We start from the raw sequence: 20,878 nt of genomic DNA, 5'->3' as shown, positions 1-20,878 counted from the left end.
GTCCCGAAGCGAACTGAGGTGACTTCTCCATGGCTTTCCTGCGGTCGGTGATGGCCAGGCTGTTCGGCCGTCGCAAGAAGAAGGCGAAGGGCGATGCCTCCATCTACCCCATGTTCTGACCGGGCGGAGCACGACGGGGCCGCGACCCTGCCGGTCCGGACGGTGTTCGCGCGGGCCTGCGAGCCGGAGGACACCCCGCTGGCCGACACCCTGCGCTCCGCGCTCGCCGAGGAACTAAAGGGCGCCGGGCACGCCGACGCGCCGCGCGGCGGTCCGGCGGCGGTCACGGCGTGGGCCGACACCGAACGACTCCGGTTCACCGCCCTGTTCGCCGACGCCCGGCGCGAGGGTTGCGCGGACGTCCTGGTGCGCCGGGCGGTGCTCGCCTGCGCGCCGCTGGCCCTGGTATCGGGGGCCTGGCTGCAGTGGCTGAGCGAGCCCGGCAACGCCGAGGAGCCCGTCACCCTGCGGCTGCTCGCGCTGTTCGCGGCCGATGTCGGCGCCGGGCATCCGGGCGCGTCCCGGGGCGATGCCCACCTGGCACTGATGCGGCACGTCCGGGTCGCGGTGCACGCGCGGCCGGCCGCTGCGCTGGCCCGCGACCGCCGCATCGCGGACACCTCCTTCCACCTGCCGGCTCTCGCGCTGACGATGAGCCGCCGCCCCGGCCTGTACCGGGGCGAGATCATCGGCCTCGATCTCTGCCTGCGCGCCGCCGGGCTGCCGCCCCCGCTCGCGGGCGTCCAGGACCTCTTCCCGGAGGCGGCGGACTGGGCCGCGTTGGACCCGGGCCGCGCGCAAGCGCCGGGGCGCAGCCCGGCGGTCGACGACGCGCGCGAGATCGCGGCCGCGTTCACCGACGCGACCGGGCCGGCCGGCGCAGCCGCGGTCGAGCGGGGCTTCGCGTGGGCGTTCGTCGCTGTGCGCCGCTGGAGCGAGGAGGCGTACCGGGAGCTGGACGCGGCGCGCGACCCAGCGTTCGAGATGGCCGAGTTGATGCGCGCGCGGGCCCGCGAGGCGTCGGCGTACCACGACCGGTTCGTGCTGCGCGGGCGTCCGCTCAAGGAGTGGCTCACCGAGGCGCGCACCGACCCGGCCCCGTTCCTGGCCGCGCTCGCCGACAGCCGTCTGGTGCGGCCGGGCCGGTCCGGGGCGAGCCGCCTCACCGGCGAACTGGTGTCGGAGAACGGCCGGATGTTCCGGGTGTTCCCCGACGAGGACCTGGCCGTGATCAGGCGGTGGATCGACGCGCTGCCGGCGGACCCGGCCGAGCGCGCGCGGCCGCGTCCGGCCGCGTACCGACCCCCCGGCGTCGCGTTGCGTACGTCGCCCGCCGCGCCGGGCGAGGACGGCACCGCCCCCGCAGGCCCCCGGGACGCGTACCCGCGCCTGCTGCGCCGCACACTCACGCCGCCCACCCGGCGCTACGCCCTGCGCTACGTCGAGGGGTGGCTGGCCCGCTCCCGGCACGGTATGGACAAGGCGGACCCGTCGCTGCCGGCGGCGCCTCCGGCGGACGGTCTGCGGCCCTGGCTGCTTGACCAGCACGACCTGCACAACAGCGAGTTCCAGGAGGGCACGGACGCTCCCCTGCCGGACCGTGCCGCCCTCATCGACTCGACGCTGCAACTGGCCCCGCTCACTCTCATCGACGGCGCCTGGCTGGCCGGTCACACGGACTACCAGCTCGCCGCCGCCGAGCGCGGCCACTTCCTGTTCGCCACCTACTGGGACGAACTGGGCAATGGTGAAACGGAGTTGAACCACCCGCTGATCTACCGCGCGGTCTTGCGGGAAATGGGCGTCGACCTGCCGCCGACCCGCTCGCCCGAGTTCGCCGCCTGGCCCGCCTTCCGGGACCGGTCGTTCGAACTGCCGGTGTACTGGCTGGCGATCGGCCGCTTCCCGCGCACGTTCGAGCCGGAGATCCTCGGCCTGAACCTGGCCATGGAACTGTCCGGGGTCGGCGGCAGCTACCGCCGCGCCCGGCAGGCGCTCGCACACCACGGTTTCAGCACCATGTTCGTGGACGTCCACAACACCATCGACAACGTCGCGACCGGGCACTCCGCGTGGGCGGCGGACGCCGTCGACGGCTATCTGACGCAGCTGCCGCCGGCCGCTCGCGCCGACGCGTGGGACCGGATCCGGACCGGTTACCGCTCGCTGAACCCGCCCTCCGGATTCCGGGCCCGCAACGCGGCTCGGCGCGCCCGAGTGGAGGCCTCCGCCCATGTCTGATCTGGTTCTCGGTATCTCCGCCTACTACCACGACAGCGCCGCCGCGCTGGTGTCCGACGGGCGGCCCGTGGCGGCCGCGCAGGAAGAGCGCTTCACCCGCCGCCGCCACGACCCCGGCTTCCCGGCCAACGCGGTCGCCTACTGCCTCGACGAGGCCGGCGTCACCCTGGCCGACGTGTCGGCGGTCGCCTACTACGAGGACCCGGCGCTCAAGTTCCGCCGCGTCCTCGCGACCTACCTCGGAGCGGTCCCGTACGGCCTCGCCTCGTTCCGCGACACGCTGCCCGGCTGGTGGTCGTCGAAGCGGCGGGCCGACGACGTGGTCCGCCACGAGCTGCGGGCACTGGACCGGGGCCCGGTGCCGCCCGTCGAGTGCCGGCGCCACCACGAGTCGCACGCCGCGTCGGCGTTCCTCGCCGGCCCCTACGAGTCGGCCGCCGTGCTGTGCATCGACGGCGTCGGCGAGTGGGCGACCACATCGGTGTGGCACGGGCGCGGCACCCGCCTGGAGCCGCTGGCGGAGATCCGCTTCCCGCACTCGCTCGGCCTGCTGTACTCGGCCTTCACGTACTTCTGCGGGTTCAAGGTGGACTCCGGGGAGTACAAGCTGATGGGCCTCGCGCCCTACGGCGAGCCCCGGTACGCCGATCTGATCCGTGAGCGGCTCATCGATGTCAAGCCGGACGGGTCGTTCCGGCTGAACATGCGCTACTTCGAGTTCCTGAGCGGCCAGGTGATGACCGGCCGCGGGTTCGAGAAGCTGTTCGGCGGTCCGCGCCGCGAACCCGAGGGCGAGCTGACGCGTCGGGAGTTCGACCTGGCCGCCTCGGTGCAGCAGGTCACAGAGGAGGTCATGCTCAGGCTCGCGCGGACGGCGCGAGAGTTGACCGGCGAGTCGCGGCTGTGCATGGCCGGCGGCGTGGCGCTGAACTGCGTGGCGAACGGGAAGATCGTCGCCGGCTCACTCTTCGACGAGGTGTGGGTACAGCCCGCGGCCGGTGACGCCGGCGGGGCGCTCGGCGCGGCGCTCGCGGTCGCGGTGGACCGGGGCGCGGGGCGGCCCCATGTGGCGGGCGGCCGCGACGCGATGTCCGGGGCTCTGCTCGGGCCCCGCTACGACGACGACACGATCGCCGCCTATCTGACCTCAGCCGGCATCCCCCACCACCGTCTGGGCGAGGAGGAACTGACCGCCGAGGTCGCCCGGTCGATCGCTGCCGGGATGGTCGTGGGCTGGTTCCAGGGCCGGATGGAGTTCGGTCCGCGGGCGCTCGGGGCGCGGTCGATCCTGGGCGACGCGCGCGACCCTCGGACCCAGTCGGTGATGAACCTGAAGATCAAGTTCCGGGAGTCGTTCCGGCCGTTCGCGCCGTCCGTGCGAGCCGAGGACGCCAAGGACTTCTTCGATCTGCCGCAGGAGAGCCCGTACATGCTCGTCGTCGCGCCGGTCGCGCAGGCTGCGCGGCTGGCCGCCGAGGCGGACCCCGGTCTGACCGGCATCGACCTGCTGAAGGTGGTCCGTTCGGTGATCCCGGCCGTCACGCACGTGGACCACTCGGCGCGGGTACAGACCGTGGGGCCCCGGGACAACCCCGGCTATCACCGGCTGCTGACGGCCGTCGAGCGGGAGACGGGCAGCAGCGTCGTGGTGAACACGTCGTTCAACGTGCGCGGCGAACCGATCGTGAACACGCCCCACGAGGCGTACACCTGCTTCATGCGCACCGACATCGACGTGCTCGCGCTGGGCGGGTTCCTGCTGCGCAAGTCCGAACAGCCCGAGTGGAGCGAGGACCTGGACTGGCGCGCCGAGGTCCCACTCGACTGACCGGCCTCCGCCCGCCCACCCGACCGGAAGGGTTCCTGAGATGCGCAACGTCCTGCTCACCGTCGTGTACGTCCTGTTCGTCGTCCCCGCGGGCCTGGTGCTGCGGGTCCTGCGCGACCCGATGCGCCGCTCGTGGTCGCGGCGCAGGGCGAGCTACTGGCACAAGCCCCTCACGCGGGGCTGAAGACGACCTGCTCGGCGAGGGCCCGCTCGATGGCGCGCACGGCGGTGAGGACGGCCTCGGGCCGCTCGGCCAGGCCCTCCACCACGCCGAGTGTGCCGAGGCTGCCCAGCCGCCAGTCGACCCGCTCGCCGGCCTCCGCCGTCAGGACGACCGAGAGGACGTCCGGGCGGTCGGTGAGGCCGGCGATCTCGCCCCAGGAGGCCAGCCGCAGGTCCCCGACCGGCGGCAGGATCTGGTAGCAGTAGGCGGCCGCGACCGGCTCCCCCAGGGACACCGCGGGTCTGCGGCCGACGGCCACCTCGAACGCCAGCCGGACCGCCTCCACGCCGTACGACCGGTGCAGCAGGGTGGCGACGTACCCGCCGAGGCGGGCGTTCACCTCGATCACCGCGGGCCCGTCGGCGGTCAGTTTCAGCTCGACGTCCGCCCATCCGTCCTGGATGCCGAGGGCGTGGCAGGCCACCGCGCTGATGCGGTGGGCCTCGGCCTCGACGTCCGCGGGCAGCAGCCCGGGCATGAGGAAGCCCTGCTCCCGGAACGGTTCACGGAGCGGCAACCGTGAGTTGAGCACGTGGCACACGACCGTGCCCCGCCACAGCAGCACTTCGACCGACACGTAGTCGCCGAGGCCGGGGCCGGCCACCGACGGGCAGCCCACCAGCATCTCCTCGATCACGAACCGGTCGGCGTCGCCGGAGGCGAACGCGTGGGAGGCGTGCCGCAGCGCGTCGTCCGGGCCGTCGAGGCGGTACGTCTGCCGGCTGGCCGCGCCCCTGACGGGCTTGAGCACCGCCGGCGCGCCGACCTCGGCAAGCGCCCGCACAGCCTCCTGAGGTCCCGTCAGCAGCCGGAAGCGTGGCACGCGCAGGCCGGCCTCGCGCAGCCGCTGCCGCTGGAGGTGCTTGTCGGTGGCGGCGTCCACCGTGTCCTGCGTGTGGTAGCGCAGGCCGAGCCGCGCGGCCAGCCGCGCCGCGAGCGGCAGGTCCTGGTCGGAGAAGGCGACGATCCCGGCCGGGCCGCGGGCGGCGAGCGCCGCTACGCCGGCCGTCTCGTCGGTCACGTCGACGACCTCGCCGACGGCCCCCAGCAGGTCGGCCAGACCGTCCGGCAGCGCGCCGACGGGAACCGCGAACAGCAGGTCGAACCCGTCGGCGTCGGCGGCCAGTTCGAGCGGCGAGGCGGCGCCGGACGTGTAGACGACGATCACCGGCTCGCTCATGCGGCGGCCCGCGGGGCGTCGTCGTGCTCGCGGCGCGCGGGCAGGGACCGGTAGATCTCCCCGAGCCCCCCGAGGGCCCCGCCGAGCCGCGGCAGCGCCGCGTACACCGGGTCGCGCCGCAGGATCGCGTCGACCTCGCGCAGCCGCCACATGGGCGTGCGCGGGAACAGGTGGTGGACCAGGTGGAAGCCCTCGCCGTCGATCTCCCCGAGCAGGAAGCGGGTGCCCCAGCCGTAGACCCGGTTCCAGGACATGTAGATGTCGACGCGGGGCGCGGTCTCGATCAGCGGGAAGTGCTCCATCAGCTCGGCGACCGCCCCGATCCACACCTGCGTGGTGACCAGCGGGACGAACCAGAGCAGCACCAGCCACGGCCACCACCCGCCGAGGACCGCCCATCCGAGCACGGCCGCCAGCAGCACCACCCGCAGCGCCCGTTCGGTCGGCCGCTCCCCCGCCGCCACGATGCGGTGCCGCAGCAGGTACAGCACGTACGAGGCGGTCGCCTTGGGAGTGACGATCCTGCACAGGTACCGGCGCAGCGCCTTGCGGTTGAGGTCGTCCCCGCACAGCGCGTTGTCCTGGTACTGCCGGTAGTCCGGGTCGCGGTCGGGATCGCCCAGACGCCCATGGTGCTCGCCGAGGTGGGAGACACGGTAGCCGGTGAAGCTCTGGAGCACGGGGTAGCCGCCGAGGGCCGCCCCGATGACGCTGCCGATCCGGTGGTCAGCCATGAACACGCGGTGGGTCGCCATGTGCAGCATCCCGGCGATGCCGCGCTGGCGCCCGCCGATGAAGAACACCGCCACGAGGTACACGGGCAGCGCCAGCCACCAGCGGGCGTGCTGCCACGACAGCACCGAGGCGGCGCACCAGAACGCGATCCACGCCCAGTGCGTGAGGGCTTCGAGCGGGCCGTGCCAGTTGTCCGGTCTGGACACGGCCCGGACCGCGGCCACGATGTCCGGCGCGAAGCGGTACCGCTCGGCTACATCAGAATCGGCCACGCGTCCTTCTCCTCACTCAGCGGTGTCCAACTGGGGCCTCTCCCCAGTCAGACATCCGCGCGACGATGTCGGCAACCAGCTCGGCCTCCCGGGCACGCAGGTAGAAGTGATCGCCCTCGAAGGCCCGCCACACGGCCCGTCCGGAGGTCAACTCCCCCCAGGCGGCCAGCTCACCGGGCACGTCGTCGGAGTCGCCGCGCCCTCCGTAGGCGGCGATCGGGGTGCGCAGCCGCACCGGGTCGGCCCGGTGGTAGGTCATCGACGCCCGTACGTCGGCGAGCAGCGCGGGCAGCACCAGCTGGCGCAGTTCCGGGTGGTCGAGCACGGCCGGATCGGTCCACCCGGACACACGGGCCTCGCGCTCGACGGTGGCGTCGTCGAGCGTCTCGTCGGGGGGCGTGGAGCGGTGCGGGGCGTACTGGTCGGAGACGAACAGGCCGGCCGGGTCCGGGCCGGGTCCGGCCTCCAGGCGGATCGCGACCTCGTAGGCGACGAGGCTGCCCATGCTGTGCCCGAACAGGAACAGCGGCCGGTCGGCGTACGGCGCGAGGACCGGGGCCACCGCGTCGGCGATCTCCACGACCGACTTCATCAGCGGCTCCGCCAGGCGGTCGTGGCGGCCGGGGTACTGCACGCCGATCAGCTCGGTCCCCGTCGGCAGCCGGGCGGTCCAGGGGGCGTAGGAGCTGGCCGTGCCGCCGGCGTGCGGCAGACAGACCAGACGCGCGGACGGGTCCTGGCGCGGCCGGGGCCGGCGCAGCCAGCGCGCGGACGCGCCGGTGGTGCCCGATGTCGTGGGTGTGGTCATCGCGAGACTCCCGTCAGTCGCGGGTCTGAGGCCAGAATCCGCATGTGATTCTTTGCGAGGGATGTATCTGGGACGGACTTGCGATGGATAGTGCCCCGGCCGACGCGCCGGTCGCGATCGGCGGGCGCCTCGACCCGGCCACCGTCCTCGGTGGTTACCGGCACGGCCTCTTCCCGATGCACGCGGCGACGCCCGCGCACGTCGAGGTGAATCACGCCCTGTACGAGGACTCTGTCGCCGCCGGGGCCACCGTGGTGCTCGACTCCCCCCTGCCCGACCCGTACGAGCTGGTCTGGTGGTCGCCCGACCCGCGTCCGGTCATCCCGTACGGCGGGTTGACCAAGGCGCGCAGCCTCATGAAGCTGTTGCGCAACCGGCTGACGTGGACGACCACCGCGAACCAGGACTTCGCCCGGGTGCTCGCCGAGTGTCGCCGGGACCGCACCCCCGAGTGGCTGACCACCGAGCTGTGCGCGTGCATGGTGGTCCTGCACGACCAGGGCTGGGCGCACAGTGTCGAGGTGTGGGAGGACGAGGAGCTGGTGGGGGGTGCCATCGGCATCGGCACGGGCGAGGTGTTCGTCCTGGACACCTGCTTCCACCGGCGCGACAACGCCTCGAAGGTGGCGCTGCTCGACATGGAGCACCGGCTCGCCGGCGCGGGCGTGACGATGCTGGACGTCGAGTGGGACAGCGAGCGCAGCCGGCGGCTGGGCGCGCGGCCGCTGCCGCGCCAGCAGTTCCTGGCGGAGCTCTCCGGGGACGGCGGCCGCGTGCCGCTGGCCGACGGTGCGCAGCCGGCGCGGCGGCTGGGGTTCCTGCGTACGTCCGGCGCGGCGGGCGCTGCCCCCTAAACAAGTGAGTCCCGCGCGTCCGGCCCGGTGGCCAGGATGACCGGAGACCGTGTGTCTTCGTTCGACCATCGAGGCCGTGACAAGAAACGGAGTTGAGCCAGTGCCGGTCAACACCTCCAGATCCCCACGTGATGCCTGGTCCGCCACCGGTGCGCAGCCGTGCACGCCGGCGCTCTCGGACCGGGATGACGCTGTCGTACAACTGCCCTTGTCCGCCATCCGCGAAGGTGACTCGCCGCGATCCGCGGGGGTGGACCTGGCACACGCGAGATCGATGGCGGACGTGGAGGCGGTGCTGCCGCCCATCGTGGTGCACCGCGCGACGATGCGCGTCATCGACGGCATGCATCGGCTCACCGCCGCCCGGCTGCGCGGCGATCAGGAGATCCGCGCACAGTTGTTCGACGGGGACGACCACGAGGCCTTCCTGCTCGCCGTCCGGCTGAACGTCTCGCACGGGATGCCGCTGACGCTCGCCGACCGGCGGGCCGCCGCGGTGCGGATCATCCGCAGCCATCCGCAGCTGTCCGACCGGTCGATCGCGTTCACCTCCGGGCTCGCCGCGAAGACCGTCGGCTCGTTGCGCCGCGGGATGGACAGCCCCCAGGTCGAGGCGCGCATCGGCCGGGACGGCCGGGTGCGGCCGATCAACGGGGCCGCGGGCCGGCAGGCGGCCGCCGAGCTGATCGCGGAGCACCCGGAGGCGACGCTGCGCCGCATCGCCCAGGAAGCCGGCATCTCGGTGGAGACGGCGCGCAGTGTGCGGGCGCGGCTGCGGGCCGGCGAGGACCCGGTGCTGGACCGGCGGACCCGTCCGGACCGGGGTGAGCGGGGGGCGGAGCCGCAGATGACGGTGAAGCTGCCGGAGGCCGACCCGTCCGAGGAGCTGCGCTCGCTGCTGGACACCATCCAGCGCGATCCGTCGCTGCGCTACACCGAGTCGGGCCGGAGGCTGTTGCGCTGGCTGGGCCCGCGTGTGCTGGTGCCCGACGAGATCCCGCTGTCGCTCAGTCACATCCCGCCGCACTCCCGGCTCAACCTCGGGTCGCTGGCGCGGTCCTGCGCGGCGGCGTGGATCCAGCTGGCGATGGGGCTGGAGAACGAGTACGGCAACACCGCCGCCGGCGGCATGTCCGGCTGAGGGCGCGGCACACGCGCGGGGGCCGGTGTCCACCAGGGCACCGGCCCTTCGCCGTGCACGGGCCCGCCGTGCGGGGTGCCGCGCGCGGTCCTACGAGCCGGTCACGCCGCTTCCGGTTCGTTCAGGCGGGCGGCGAGGCCCGCCACGGTCGGCGCCTCGAAGAGGGTGCGCAGCGGGACCGTGCGCCCGAGGGCGTCCGCGATCTTGTTGACGATCGCGACGGCCAGCAGCGAGTGGCCGCCCAGTTCGAAGAAGTTGTCCCTCACACCGACCCGCGGCACGCCGAGCACCTCGGTCCAGATGGCCGCGATCCTCTCCTCCAGCGGGGAGCCGGGGGGTTCGTATGCGGTGGTCCCGGCCCACCCCGTCTCGTCGTCCGGCCGGGGCAGCAGGGCCCGGCTCAGCTTCCCGCTCGGCGTGTGCGGCAGCTTCTCCAGGGTCTGGTAGACCGGCGGGACCATGTAGTCAGGCAGCCGGTCGGCGAGGAAGGCGCGCAGGTCGGCGGCGGCGGGCGGGTGGTGCGGGTCGGGCACGACGTACGCGACCAGGCGGCGGTCCCCGGCGCCGTACCGGTGGGCGGCGACGGCACACTCCAGCACCTGGGGGTGGCCGGCGAGGACGCTCTCGATCTCGGCGACCTCGACGCGGAATCCACGGATCTTGACCTGGTCGTCGAACCGGCCGACGAACTCCAGCTGCCCGGCGGCGTTCCAGCGAACCTGGTCGCCGGTGCGGTACATCCGGGCGCCGTCGCCGAACGGGTCGGGCAGGAACCGCTCCGCCGTCAGCTCGGGCCGGCCCAGGTAGCCGCGGGCGAGTGCGGCGCCGCCGACGAACAGTTCACCGGTCACCCCGGGCGGCACCGGCCGCAGGTCGGAGTCGAGCACATACGCCCGTACGTTGTCGAAGGGCCGGCCGATCGGGGGCAGGGCCGCCCATCGCGCGGGGTCGTCGCCGAGCCGGTGGGAGGTGGCCAGGTGGACCTCGATCGGCCCGTACTGGTTGAACAGGGTGCACTCGGGCAGCCGGCTGAAGAACTCCCGGATCGCCGGCGTCGCCTGGAGCTGCTCGCCGGCGGTGAGCACCGCCCTGAGCGAGCGGGGGAACCGGTCCAGGCGCACGGCCAGTTCGGCCATGCCCCGCAGGGCGACGAAGGGCATGAAGACCCGCTCGACGCGCTGTGTGTCGATCACGTCGAGCAGCCGCTCGAAGTCGTGCCGGACCTCTTCCTCCACCAGGACGAGGGTCGCGCCCACGGCCAGCGTGGTCAGCATCTCCTGGAAGAAGATGTCGAAGCTGAGGGCCGCCCACTGCAGGGTCCGCCCCCGCCCACCGGGGCCCTGGCGCTGCTGCCAGCGCACCTGGTTGAGCAGGGCCCGGTGGGACATGGCGACGCCCTTGGGGCGGCCGGTGGACCCGGAGGTGTACAGCACCCAGGCGATGTGGGCCGGGTCGGCCAGGTTCGCGGGGCCGGTGGCCTCGGCCTCGGGGCCGACCTCCAGCACCGGCGCGTCACCGTCCACGCCAGGCTCGCCGCCGGGCGCGCGGATCAGCAGGCGCAGCGTCGCGTCCTCGGCGATGAGCCGCCGCCGTGCGGCGGGGTAGGTCGGGTCGATGGGGACGCAGGCGCCGCCGGCCTTGAGCACGGCCAGGTTGGCGACCAGCATGTTGAGCGAGCGGGGCAGCGCGATGCCGACCCGTTCGTCGGGGCCCACACCACTCTCCCGCAGCCTGCGGGCCAACGCGTTCGCCCGCTCGTCGAGTTGACGGTACGTCAGGTGCGCGTCGGCGAACACCGCGGCGACGGCGTCCGGGACTGCGGCAACCTGCCGCTCCACCATCTGGTGCAGACAGAGGTCCTCGTGCGTGGCGAGGGGGCCGTTCCAGTCTTCGAGGACCTCGTGCCACTGCGCGTCGGACATCAGCGGCAGGTCGTCGATCGATACGTCCGGGGTGCGTGCCACCGCGCCGAGCAGGGTGACCAGATAGCCGGCCAGCCGCCGCACGGTCGCCCCCTCGAACAGGGCGGTCTGGTACTCGAGACCGACGCTCAGCTGTCCGCTCTCCTCGTCGTTGGCGAAGAGGGTGAGGTCGAACATGGCCTTGCGCTCGTCGGGTTCGAGGGGGGTGACGGTCAGTCCGTCGAGCATGTCGAACGGTTCGGCCCGCAGGTAGGTGAACAGGACCTGGAACAGCGGCTGCACCGACAGGTCGCGCTGCGGCCGGAGTTCGGCCACCAGGCGGTCGAACGGTGCGTGCCGGTGTTCGTAGGCCTCGAGGAGCCTCGGGCGCAGGCGGCCGAGCAGTTCGGTGAAGGTGGGCCGTCCGGCGAGGTCGGCCCGGAGCACGACGGGGTTGACGAAGTGGCCGATGTTGGCCTCGACGTCCGGGCGCGCCCTTCCGTCGAGGACCATCCCGACGCTGACGTCGCTCTGCCCGCTCCAGCGGTACAGCAGGGTGTGGAAGGCCGCCAGCAGCACCATGAAGAGGGTGGCGCCCTCCTTGCTCGCCAGCCGGCGCAGTCCGTCGGCCACGTCGGCGGGCACCGGCACCTCGACGGTGTCGCCGTCGAGTTCGGCGGTGGCCGGGCGGGGCCGGTCGGTGGGCAGATCGAAGGTGTGCGGGGCGTCGGCCAGGCGCCGCGTCCAATAGTCCATGTGCCGCTGCGTCTCGGCGCCGTCCCTCCGGTGCTGCCACAGGGCGTAGTCGGCGTACTGGAGGGGCAGTTCGGGCAGTTCGGCGGGGGTGCCGGTGCGGTAGGCGCGGTAGAGGGCGCGCAGTTCCTGGTAGAGGTTGGCGTGCGAGGGCCCGTCGAGGACGAGGTGGTACGAGCGGAAGACCAGGACGTGCTCGGTCGGCGAGAGGCGGATCAGCTCGGTACGGAAGTTCTGCGCGACGGAGATGTCGAACCGGTGCTCAGCGTAGAGCCGCTTGCGTTCCTCCAGCCACCGCCGCTGCTCGGCCTCGGGCAGATCGGACACGTCGAGGAACGTGAAGCGGGGGTCGTCGGGCGGGTACACGACCTGGACGCCGACGCCGTCGCGGGCTGGGAACGCCGTCCGCAGGATCTCGTGGCGGCGCACGATCTCGGCGATGGCCGACCGCAGCGCCGTCACGTCCAGGTCGCCGGTGATGCGGTGCAGCGCCGTCTGGTTGTAGGCCGCGCCGAGCAGACCCATCTGCTCCAGGAACCACATCCCCTTCTGGTGGTCGGAGAGCGGGACGACGTCGGGCCGGGCGGCCGGGGCCGGGGGCTGCTCGCCGAGCATGGCGGCGAGCACCTCGTCGCGCCGCTCGCGGAGCGTTGCGAGGTGTTCGCCGTCGAGCGCGCCGGCCGGCCGGTAGCGCAACCGGCCGTCCTGGAGCCAGAGTTGTACGCCGGCCGCGCGCAGTTCTTCCAGGAAGTCGGAGATCGCGATCACGTGCTGCCCCTTCTCGGCCGGACCGTCAACGAGTGCTGAGCGGACGCAGGTCGGTCCAGTGCCGCGTGACGTAGTCGAGGCACGCCTGCCGGCTGTCCTCACCGTGGACGAGCCGCCAGCCGGGCGGCACGGGCCGACGGCTCGGCCACAGGGAGTGCTGTTCCTCGTCGTTGACGAGCACCAGGAAACGGCCTTCCGGGTCGTCGAAGGGGTTCATCTCGACTCCTCTCTCACCAGGGGGGCGAACACTCCGGCCGCGTGGTGGGGCTCGGCGCGCTCACGGGGGTAGACGAAGGGCAGCAGCAGTCCCGCCATCGAGGTGGTGATCAGCGCCATCAGGACCAGGAGGGCGTACAGGCGTTGGTCGAGCAGGCCGACCTGGAGGCCGATGGCCAGGACCACCAGTTCGGTCAGGCCGCGGGTGTTGACGAGCAGGGCCAGGGCCGTGCTGTGCCGGGAGGCCACGTGGACGAGCCGGGCGGCCGTGTAGGTGCCCGCCATCTTGCCGCCGATCGCGACGAGCAGGATCACCAGCAGCAGGCCGAGCTCCTTCGCGTCCATGCCGGACAGGTCCACCGCGAACCCGGCGACCACGAAGAAGGGTGGCAGGAGCACGGTCCGGTCGACGCGCTCGACCCAGGGCAGCACCCGCTCGCGCAGGTCGGCGGCGCCCGAGCGGGGCATCACCGCGCCGAGCAGGAAGGCGCCGAAGATCTGGTGCAGCCCCATCCAGGAGGTCGCGGCCGACGACAGCCACAGGGCGCCGGCGAGTACCGCGGTCAGGCCGACGGCGGTGGCGATGCGGGCCGCTCTCCCGCGCTCGCGTCCGGCCGGGCAGCGGTGGGCGAGCCGGGCCAGCGCCGGGCGCACCACGCCGACGAGCAGGGCCGCGTACGGCACGACGAGCAGCATGCGCAGGGGCGGTTCGTGGCCGTAGGACAGGGCGACCAGCACCGAGAGCAGGGACCAGGCGAGGACGTCCCCGACCGCCGCGACGGCCAGTGCCAGGCCGCCGATGGGCGTCCCGATGAGTTGACGGTCCGTCAGGATGCGGGCCAACACGGGGAAGGCGGTGATCGACATCGCCGTGCCGACGAACAGGCAGAACAGCACCGCCTCCCGCCCGGTCCGGTCGCCGACGAGGCCGATCGCGAAGAGGCTGCCGAGGACGAAGGGCACGATGACGGAGCCGACGGACAGCGAGAGCACGATCCGACTGCGCCCGCTCAGCGGGCTGTCGGCCAGATGCAGTCCCACCAGGAACATGAAGACGCAGACGCCGACCTGGGCGAGCGTCGAGAGCGCCGGGCGGATCTCGGCCGGGAACAGCGTCCGGGTCAGCGCCCCGTGGAAGAGGGTCGGCCCGAGCAGGATGCCGCCGGCGATCTCGCCGATCACCTGCGGCTGGCCGAACCGCCGACACAGCAAACCCAGGACCCTGGCCACCGCGATGATCACCACTAAGGCGAGGAGCAGCTCCGCAACCGTGCCGACAGCCACCGGTCCGTCCCTTCGCTCGGCCATTGCGTGAGCGACAATAGGCAGGACGCCCGCAGCAGCGCAGTCACGTGAACCGGCGACAGAATGCCGCCCGCGCCCCGGACCTGACCCCTTTTTTTGCGGCCAGGGATTTTGTCTGCTCCAGAAGAAGAACCGATCAGAACAAGCGATCCTACGGTCGGCACCCTAGGGGGATCTATGTCCCCGATTGGGGCGACGAGCGTACCGACGCGAAGGCTCTGATAATCGCAAGCAGCCGTCGATCACGGCACCTTGTTCGATAAGTTGGGCCTTCCGGAGGCCGGTCTGGGCGGGACCATGATCCGTCCTTCATCGGCTGGACGATGGAGAACACCATCCAGGTATCTACGGGGGAATCTTGCTTCGCGTTGATGCGCTGATCAGCAGCCCGGTCTATCTCGTCGGCCTCATCCAGATCCTCTCCGCCGAGGGAATCGTTATCGTCTCCACCCGCAAGTCCTCGACCGAACAGATCTCCTGGCTCGCCGACGCGGCCCTGATCGACGAGGACGCCCTCGAAGCGTCCGACGGACTGGACGACATCGCCGAAGCCGCCCGCACGACGGCGGTCCTCGTCCTCCTCAACAGCTGGTCGCTGCCGGCGGAGGAGTACCTGCGGGCGGGAGCCATCGGCATGATCCACAAACACCAGTCGGGCGAGAGCCTGGTGGCGGCCCTGCGCACGGTGACCGCGGGCGACCAGGTGCTGCCCGAGGGACACACCGCGAACTGTCCGACCGAGCGCCACGACCCGCTCACGCTGAACCTCTCGGCACGCGAGGAGCAGGTGCTCAGCCAGATCTCCCGGGGCCTGACCCACGGCCAGATCGCGACCAGGCTCGGCATCAGCCCGCACACCGTCGACACGTACGTCAAACGCATCCGCGCCAAGCTCGGCGTCGGCAACAAGGCCGAGCTCACCCGCGTCGCGCTGCTCAGCCAGCTGGCAAGGCCGGTCGCCTGACCACCGACCGACACCGATCGCCCCGGAGGCAGCGTGCACGCCCACATCCACACGCCCGATCCCCCCACCCTCGCCGCCCTGCACGCCGTCGAGCACCGCAGGCAGCATGCTCTCGTCGACGCCGACCTGGCCACCCTGGACGAGATCTTCGACGACACCCTCGTGTACACGCACGCGCACGGCATCACGCACACCAAGGCGCAACTCCTCGCACACACCGCCGACCGGCGCCCCTACCTCGGCATCAGCCGGGGCGAGCTGCTCGTCCGGCTGGTCGGTGACGTGGCGGTCATGACCGGACCGCTGACCAACCGGCTGCGCACACCGGACGGCGGCGCACGCACACTCGCGGGCGTCGCCACTCAGATCCTGCACCGCCGCGACGGTGACGACTGGCGGTTCATCAGCTTCCAGATGACCCCCTTCGCCGAGCAGAAGTGACGTTTCATCCCGCGCGTTCTCGACGGCAGGCCCACTCAGGAGGTATTCATGACCGACACCGGTACGGCTCCCGGTGATCACCCGCCGGACAGAGGCCACCTGCCGCCCGTCACGTACGGGGTGCGGCTCGTGGGCAGGACCGGGGTCACCAACCCGTCGGGGGCAGGCCTGGAGCGGCACATCTGCGACCTCGCCGCGCACGGGGACCACGCCTTCCTGACGGCCTACCGTGAGCCGACGTGCGAGCGGACCGGCGCCTACGTCATCGACATCGCCGACCCGCAGGCGCCCTCCGAGGTCCCGGGCGCGTTCATGGAGACGACGCGGGGCAACTACGTCGGCGAGGGCCCCGGCGTCATCGAGATGGACAACGAGCACTTCAGCGGCGTGTTGTTCGTCCACGGCAACGAGATCTACGCCCAGGCCCACGCCCCGGACCCGACCGGGCCGCGCCAGCGCGGGGGCATCAACATCTGGGACATCACCGACCCGGAGCAGGCGCGGCTGCTGACCGCCCACGCCGGCGAGTACACGGAGGTCGACGGCTCCCCGCTCGACCAGGCCGTCGAGGTGTACTACGTCTTCCCGTGGACGAACGACCTCACGGGCCGCACGTACGTCGCCATGGTGACCGTGAAGATCACCACCGACATCTGCATCATGGACATCACCGACCCGCGCGAGCCCCGGGTGGTCAACCTCCTCGACCTGCGGGTACCGCCCTTCGGCGTGGCGCAGGAGTCGCCCCCGGGCCTCGACTCGGTGTTCGCCCACGCCGTCGAGGTGCGGCGCAAGGGCGGCCGTTACGTCATGAGCGCGACGTACTGGGACGGCGGGTACGTGCTGCTCGACGTGACCGACCCGACGCCGGGCAACGTGTCGATGATCGCCCAGTCCTTCTACGCCGAGGTCGACGAGGAGCGCGCCAAGCACGGGGAGCGGGTCGCGCCGGAAGGCAACGCCGAGCACTGCGCGCTCTCGCCCGACACCCGCTTCCTGGTGGGCGCCGACGAGAACTACGAGGCGGTGCGCCTGGTCGGCACGATCACGTCGGGGCCGGGCGCCGGCCTGGAGTTCAGCGCCGCGTGGAGCCCGGACACCGCGCCGGTCGACGACGTGCATGGCATCTCGGGCACCCCGACCTTCGTCGGCAGCGGCTGTCCGGGCACGGTCCGGCCCGGCCGTGGCATCGCGCTCATGGAGCGGGACGCCTCCTTGCTGACCGCCGGGTCGAACCCGGGGTGCTCGTTCCAGGAGAAGCTGGACGCGGTCGCCGCGGCCGGCTACTCGGCGGGCATCGTCTTCAACCGCCAGGGGCCGGACGCGCTCCACCAGTACCCCACGTCGGCCAAGGGCCCGATCCCGCTGATCTTCGTCAACCGTCTGACCGGTCTGCGGCTGCTCGGCGTCACCGACGTGACCGAGGAGACCGCCGGTTCGACCGCGACGCCGGCCGAGCCGGACATCTGCTCGATCGACCTGCGGCCTGTGTTCAACGGGTGGGGCTACCTGCGGCTGTTCAGGACGGAGATCCCGGCCGGCGGGCCCGGCACCCTCGAACAGATCGACACGTACGCCATCCCCGAGTCGCAGGACCCGAAGTACGCGACCGGGTTCGGCGACCTGTCGGCCTCCCACGTCGCGCTCGACCCGGACCGGCCCCTGGTATACGCCACCTTCTACTCCGGCGGGCTGCGCGTGCTGAGCTACGGCGACGACGGCCTGCGTGAGGTCGGCGCCTACTGTGAGCCCGGCGTCGACTTCCTGGGCGTCGTGGTCCACAGGATCGGCGGGAAGAACCACGTCCTGGTCACCGACCGGAACTACGGGCTCTACGTCTTCGAGGTGTGAGAACGGGACGAGGGTGGCGCGTCCCGGTCGGGGCACACCACCCTCGTGTGCGTGGCTCGGAGGTGGGGCGGGTCTACGGCCAGGCGAGGCAGAAGGGGTGGCCGGCCGGATCGGTGTAGACCCGGAACCCGGTGCGGGCGTCGGGGTCGTCGGCCGACTTCACCAGCTTTCCGCCCAGTTCGAGCACCTTGGCGTGCGCGCCTTCGAGATCGTCGAGATAGAAGTCGAGATGGACCTGCTGCGAGGAGCCGTCATCCGGCCACACCGGCGGCACGTGACCTGGTGCGAACTGAACGGCCAGATGCCAGTCACCGTCGACCCAAATGTTGTGCCAGGTGTCCTTCGCGTCGACCGTGCCGTCGAGCAGCCCCGCCCAAAAAGCGCTTTCCGCGTCAAGATCCGCTGTCTCGAAAACGATTGTCCGGCGCCTGAACTCCACGAGCCACTTCCTTTCCGATGGAATGATGGCCAAGCGGAATCATTGTGACTTCCGTTTTCCGCGAACAGCAGTCGTCGCGATGCCCCACATTCTGGGGAACCCCCGGGGCGGGCACGGCCCGCGCGATGTCCGGGACGGGGGCGCGGCCGGCGGCTAGGGTCGGCCCATGTCCAGCCCTGGAGACGTACCCCCCGAGATCCTCGACCGGCTCCGTCGCGTCTGCCGCGCCCTGCCCGAGTCATACGAGGAACCGGCCTGGATCGGCATGCGCTGGCGCATCCGCACCCGCACCTTCGCCCACGTCTACAGCCCGGACACGGACCGCTACCCGCTCTACGCCCCGTACGCGAGCGCGAACGAGGCACCGGTCGTGATGACGTTCCGGGTCCCCGTCGACGACCTGCTCGGGCTGACCGCCGACGAGTTCCCGTACTTCCGGGCGGACTGGGGGCACAACGTGGTCGTCGCCGTCCTCGACGAGCGCACCGACTGGACCGAGCTGACCGAGCTGGTCACCGACAGCTACCGGGAGATGGCCCCAAAGTTCCTCGCGGCCCGCCTGCCCCCGCTCGCCTGACCGGCGATGGGCCGCGTGTCCCCGGTTCACGGGGCACAGCGGGCCTTCCTTTCCGGCCAGGAGTTCCTAGGATCCGATCATGCGTCGAATCCTCGTGCGTTCCCTCGTAACGCTCGCGGTGCTGGGTCTGGCCGCGGCCCTTGGCGCGGCCGCCGCTCCGGCCACCGCCACGCCCCGCGCGCCCTATGTCCGGGGGACGAGCACGGTGCCGTTCTACTCGTACGCGGGAGCGGTGCGGGAGAGCGTGTGGGTGAGCACCCCGCTGGACAACGACGAGGACGGCGTGCCCGACAAGGTGGCCGTGGACGTGGTGCGGCCCCGGACCGGCGGTGTCCGGGTCCCGGTCATCATGCAGGCGTCGCCGTACTACACCTGCTGTGGCCGCGGCCCGGAGAAGCAGGTCAAGGAGTACGACGCGAACGGCACGATCACCGGTCAACCGCTGTTCTACGACAACTACTTCGTGCCGCGCGGGTACGCCGTGATCGCCGTGGACATGGCCGGAACCGGACGCTCGACGGGGTGCACGGACACCGACGGGCGCGAGGACACGCTCGCCACGAAGGCCGTGATCGACTGGCTCAACGGCCGGGCGAAGGCCACGTACGCCGACGGGTCACCGGCCGACGCGACCGCTTGGACGAACGGCCGGGTCGGGATGGTCGGCCGAGGGGCGGACGGGACGGTCACCAACGGGGTGGCGGCCACCGGTGTCGAGGGGCTGAAGACCGTCGTGCCGATCTCGGCCACGTCCAGCGGCTACGACTACGCGCGGCACAACGGCGTGGTGGTCTCGCCGGACTCCAACGAGTACCTGTTCCACATGGTCAACTCCCGCCCCGCCGAGGCCTGTGCGCGGGTCCTGCGCTCGCTCGACGTCGGCAGCGACGATGCGACCGGCGACTACAACGCCTACTGGGCCGAGCGCGACGTGCGCCCTCACGCCTCGAAGGTGCGGGCCTCGGTCTTCCTGGTGCACGGGCTCAACGACGGCAACGTGATGACCGACCACTTCGCCCTGTGGTGGCAGGAGCTGAAGGTGCCCCGCAAGCTCTGGCTCACCCAGGCGGGGCACGTCGACCCGTTCGACTACCGGCGGGCCGAGTGGGTGGACACGCTGCACCGGTGGTTCGACTTCTACCTCCAGGGCCTGCGCAACGGCATCGACCGGGAACCGCCGGTGAGCAGGGAGACCTCGCCGGGCACCTGGGTCGACGGGCCCGCCTGGCCGGCTCCGGGGGCGCGCGAGGTACGGGTCCCGCTCGGTGACGGCGACGGCACCACCGGCACCCTCGGCGCCCGCTCCGGCAGGGGCGGGCGCGTGTGGACGGACGACCCCGACCTGTCCGAGGACGCGGCGACGGCCGACCCGAACCGCCCGGTCGCCGGCCGTGCCGTCTTCCTGTCCCGGCCGCTGGCCCGTGACATGCGGCTGTCCGGCAACCCGTCCGTGACCCTGCGGGTGAAGGTGGACCGGCCGACGACCGAACTGACCGCCCGGCTCGTCGACTACGGCACCGCCGCGCGGGTCAACACGGTCTATCCCGCCGAGGGGCTGCGCACCCTGGACACCCGCTCGTGCTGGGGCGCCTCCACGCAGGCCGACAGCGCGTGCTACCTCGACAGCGCGCAGGACGTGGTGACCAGCGACCGGGGCATCCTCACGCGGGGCTGGCAGGACGCCGCGCACCGGGTCTCGCTGCGCTTCCGGGTGCCGCTGCGGCCGGACCGCTGGTACACGATCAAGGTGCCGATGCAGGCCACCGACCAGATCGTCCGGGCCGGGCACGTGCTGGGTCTGGTCCTGCAGCAGAGCGACCTGGAGTACACGACCCCGGCGACTACCGGAGCCACCGTGCGGCTGGACCTGAGCGGCAGTTCGCTGAGCCTGCCCGTGGTGGGGAACGCACGCCTGCCACGGCCCGGGGCGGAGGCGCCGCGCGTCGAGGCGAGCGACCGCATCGGCCGCCAGGACGCCCGGCTCCGGAGCCGTCCGACTCCCTGACGGGACGGCTTTCCTGGGCAGCGCGCCAAGCGGGCCGAGGTGTAGGGACTTCGGCCCTCCACCAGCGAGGGTGACGGCGGCGGCGCGGAGGCCGACAGCGCGGGCTCGGGTGTGCCGGGCACGCCGGGCTACCCGGAGCCAACCCCAGACCTGGCGTGCCCGGACCCGCACGGAGTGCGCCGGAGAGCGCCGGAGTACGCCGAAGTACGCCCACCCCGACTCCCCCGCCCAGCACTCGCGTTCCGTGATCGACCACCTCGCGGTCCCCGCCCCGGGCTCGTACAGCCGCGACGTCGCGGCAGGTGATTCCCCCACCCTCGATGTCCGGGTCTAGCCTGCTGAAGCACTGCTCCAGACATTGTCTGACCGCGCAATT

At 72.2% G+C, this 20,878-nt stretch carries 17 protein-coding genes; 10 read left to right on the top strand and 7 right to left on the bottom strand.

The window, feature by feature from the left end; translation table 11 throughout:
* Positions 1–93 precede the first annotated feature (93 nt).
* The 3 genes from AB5J49_RS42405 to AB5J49_RS42395 are packed head-to-tail and all read left to right on the top strand — an operon-like array spanning position 94 to position 4,253.
* Positions 94–2,241, top strand: a complete 2,148-nt coding sequence (locus tag AB5J49_RS42405) for an iron-containing redox enzyme family protein (RefSeq protein ID WP_369174199.1) — start codon at positions 94–96, stop codon at positions 2,239–2,241.
* Complete coding sequence (locus tag AB5J49_RS42400) at positions 2,234–4,069, top strand: carbamoyltransferase (protein ID WP_369174198.1); 1,836 nt, start codon at positions 2,234–2,236, stop codon at positions 4,067–4,069. Before AB5J49_RS42405 ends, AB5J49_RS42400 begins: the two co-directional genes overlap by 8 nt.
* A 40-nt stretch (positions 4,070–4,109) precedes the next feature.
* The gene (locus tag AB5J49_RS42395) at positions 4,110–4,253 is read left to right on the top strand and encodes a hypothetical protein (RefSeq protein WP_369174197.1); all 144 of its coding nucleotides are present in this window, start codon (positions 4,110–4,112) and stop codon (positions 4,251–4,253) included.
* Here the strand turns inward: AB5J49_RS42395 and AB5J49_RS42390 are convergent.
* Genes AB5J49_RS42390 through AB5J49_RS42380 form a run of 3 tightly spaced genes read right to left on the bottom strand, consistent with a single transcriptional unit; the run spans position 4,240 to position 7,287 of the window.
* On the bottom strand, positions 4,240–5,472 hold the full coding sequence (locus AB5J49_RS42390) for an acetyl-CoA carboxylase biotin carboxylase subunit family protein (protein ID WP_369174196.1): 1,233 nt from the start codon (positions 5,470–5,472) through the stop codon (positions 4,240–4,242). The two genes, AB5J49_RS42395 and AB5J49_RS42390, sit on opposite strands and share 14 nt — an antisense overlap.
* Positions 5,469–6,479 (bottom strand): fatty acid desaturase, encoded by a 1,011-nt coding sequence (locus AB5J49_RS42385; protein ID WP_369174195.1) that lies wholly within the window; start codon positions 6,477–6,479, stop codon positions 5,469–5,471. The genes AB5J49_RS42390 and AB5J49_RS42385 overlap by 4 nt, the downstream gene beginning before the upstream one ends.
* Before the next feature lie 16 nt (positions 6,480–6,495).
* Positions 6,496–7,287 (bottom strand): thioesterase II family protein, encoded by a 792-nt coding sequence (locus tag AB5J49_RS42380; RefSeq protein WP_369174194.1) that lies wholly within the window; start codon positions 7,285–7,287, stop codon positions 6,496–6,498.
* 83 nt (positions 7,288–7,370) lie between these two features.
* Between AB5J49_RS42380 and AB5J49_RS42375 the strand changes: the two genes are divergently transcribed.
* Both AB5J49_RS42375 and AB5J49_RS42370 read left to right on the top strand, forming a co-directional pair.
* Positions 7,371–8,141, top strand: coding sequence for a leucyl/phenylalanyl-tRNA--protein transferase (locus AB5J49_RS42375; RefSeq protein ID WP_369174193.1), 771 nt, complete (start codon positions 7,371–7,373; stop codon positions 8,139–8,141).
* 274 nt (positions 8,142–8,415) lie between these two features.
* Complete coding sequence (locus AB5J49_RS42370) at positions 8,416–9,282, top strand: ParB N-terminal domain-containing protein (protein ID WP_369174192.1); 867 nt, start codon at positions 8,416–8,418, stop codon at positions 9,280–9,282.
* A 101-nt stretch (positions 9,283–9,383) separates the two neighbouring features.
* On the opposite strand, the gene AB5J49_RS42365 is transcribed toward AB5J49_RS42370, so the two are convergent.
* From AB5J49_RS42365 to AB5J49_RS42355, 3 genes are read right to left on the bottom strand one after another with little or no spacing between them, the layout of a single operon-like run.
* Positions 9,384–12,704: an amino acid adenylation domain-containing protein gene (locus tag AB5J49_RS42365; protein ID WP_369174191.1), complete on the bottom strand. Its 3,321-nt coding sequence runs from the start codon at positions 12,702–12,704 to the stop codon at positions 9,384–9,386.
* Between the two features lie 25 nt (positions 12,705–12,729).
* Positions 12,730–12,921, bottom strand: a complete 192-nt coding sequence (locus AB5J49_RS42360; protein WP_369174190.1) for an MbtH family protein — start codon at positions 12,919–12,921, stop codon at positions 12,730–12,732.
* On the bottom strand, positions 12,918–14,204 hold the full coding sequence (locus AB5J49_RS42355) for a cation:proton antiporter (RefSeq protein ID WP_369174189.1): 1,287 nt from the start codon (positions 14,202–14,204) through the stop codon (positions 12,918–12,920). Before AB5J49_RS42355 ends, AB5J49_RS42360 begins: the two co-directional genes overlap by 4 nt.
* Before the next feature lie 379 nt (positions 14,205–14,583).
* On the opposite strand from AB5J49_RS42355, the gene AB5J49_RS42350 reads away from it, so the two are divergent.
* The 3 genes from AB5J49_RS42350 to AB5J49_RS42340 are packed head-to-tail and all read left to right on the top strand — an operon-like array spanning position 14,584 to position 17,481.
* On the top strand, positions 14,584–15,189 hold the full coding sequence (locus AB5J49_RS42350) for a LuxR C-terminal-related transcriptional regulator (RefSeq protein WP_369174188.1): 606 nt from the start codon (positions 14,584–14,586) through the stop codon (positions 15,187–15,189).
* Between the two features lie 33 nt (positions 15,190–15,222).
* Positions 15,223–15,630 (top strand): nuclear transport factor 2 family protein, encoded by a 408-nt coding sequence (locus tag AB5J49_RS42345; RefSeq protein WP_369174187.1) that lies wholly within the window; start codon positions 15,223–15,225, stop codon positions 15,628–15,630.
* Positions 15,631–15,678: 48 nt separating this feature from the next.
* Positions 15,679–17,481 (top strand): PA domain-containing protein, encoded by a 1,803-nt coding sequence (locus tag AB5J49_RS42340; protein WP_369174186.1) that lies wholly within the window; start codon positions 15,679–15,681, stop codon positions 17,479–17,481.
* Positions 17,482–17,554: 73 nt separating this feature from the next.
* On the opposite strand, the gene AB5J49_RS42335 is transcribed toward AB5J49_RS42340, so the two are convergent.
* Positions 17,555–17,953, bottom strand: a complete 399-nt coding sequence (locus AB5J49_RS42335; protein WP_369174185.1) for a VOC family protein — start codon at positions 17,951–17,953, stop codon at positions 17,555–17,557.
* Between the two features lie 133 nt (positions 17,954–18,086).
* Between AB5J49_RS42335 and AB5J49_RS42330 the strand changes: the two genes are divergently transcribed.
* Positions 18,087–18,497 carry an MmcQ/YjbR family DNA-binding protein gene (locus tag AB5J49_RS42330; protein ID WP_369174184.1) on the top strand — a complete coding sequence of 137 codons (411 nt, stop codon included), beginning with the start codon at positions 18,087–18,089 and terminating at the stop codon, positions 18,495–18,497.
* 79 nt (positions 18,498–18,576) lie between these two features.
* Positions 18,577–20,502 (top strand): CocE/NonD family hydrolase, encoded by a 1,926-nt coding sequence (locus AB5J49_RS42325; protein ID WP_369174183.1) that lies wholly within the window; start codon positions 18,577–18,579, stop codon positions 20,500–20,502.
* The last annotated feature ends 376 nt before the right edge of the window (positions 20,503–20,878 follow it).

This window comes from Streptomyces sp. R28 (genome assembly GCF_041052385.1).
Taxonomy (GTDB): Bacteria; Actinomycetota; Actinomycetes; order Streptomycetales; family Streptomycetaceae; genus Streptomyces.
Note: the sequence above shows the minus strand (reverse complement) of the source record. Positions and strands in the feature narration are given on the sequence as shown.

Bases quoted from the DNA above. Each gene is read 5' to 3' on its own strand.
- AB5J49_RS42405 (WP_369174199.1), top strand. From the start codon at position 94: ATGCCTCCATCTACCCCATGTTCTGACCGGGCGGAGCACGACGGGGCC.
- AB5J49_RS42360 (WP_369174190.1), bottom strand. From the start codon at position 12,921: ATGAACCCCTTCGACGACCCGGAAGGCCGTTTCCTGGTGCTCGTCAAC.
- AB5J49_RS42375 (WP_369174193.1), top strand. From the start codon at position 7,371: ATGGATAGTGCCCCGGCCGACGCGCCGGTCGCGATCGGCGGGCGCCTC.
- AB5J49_RS42390 (WP_369174196.1), bottom strand. From the start codon at position 5,472: ATGAGCGAGCCGGTGATCGTCGTCTACACGTCCGGCGCCGCCTCGCCG.
- AB5J49_RS42325 (WP_369174183.1), top strand. From the start codon at position 18,577: ATGCGTCGAATCCTCGTGCGTTCCCTCGTAACGCTCGCGGTGCTGGGT.
- AB5J49_RS42395 (WP_369174197.1), top strand. From the start codon at position 4,110: ATGCGCAACGTCCTGCTCACCGTCGTGTACGTCCTGTTCGTCGTCCCC.
- AB5J49_RS42340 (WP_369174186.1), top strand. From the start codon at position 15,679: ATGACCGACACCGGTACGGCTCCCGGTGATCACCCGCCGGACAGAGGC.
- AB5J49_RS42370 (WP_369174192.1), top strand. From the start codon at position 8,416: ATGGCGGACGTGGAGGCGGTGCTGCCGCCCATCGTGGTGCACCGCGCG.
- AB5J49_RS42400 (WP_369174198.1), top strand. From the start codon at position 2,234: ATGTCTGATCTGGTTCTCGGTATCTCCGCCTACTACCACGACAGCGCC.
- AB5J49_RS42380 (WP_369174194.1), bottom strand. From the start codon at position 7,287: ATGACCACACCCACGACATCGGGCACCACCGGCGCGTCCGCGCGCTGG.
- AB5J49_RS42330 (WP_369174184.1), top strand. From the start codon at position 18,087: ATGTCCAGCCCTGGAGACGTACCCCCCGAGATCCTCGACCGGCTCCGT.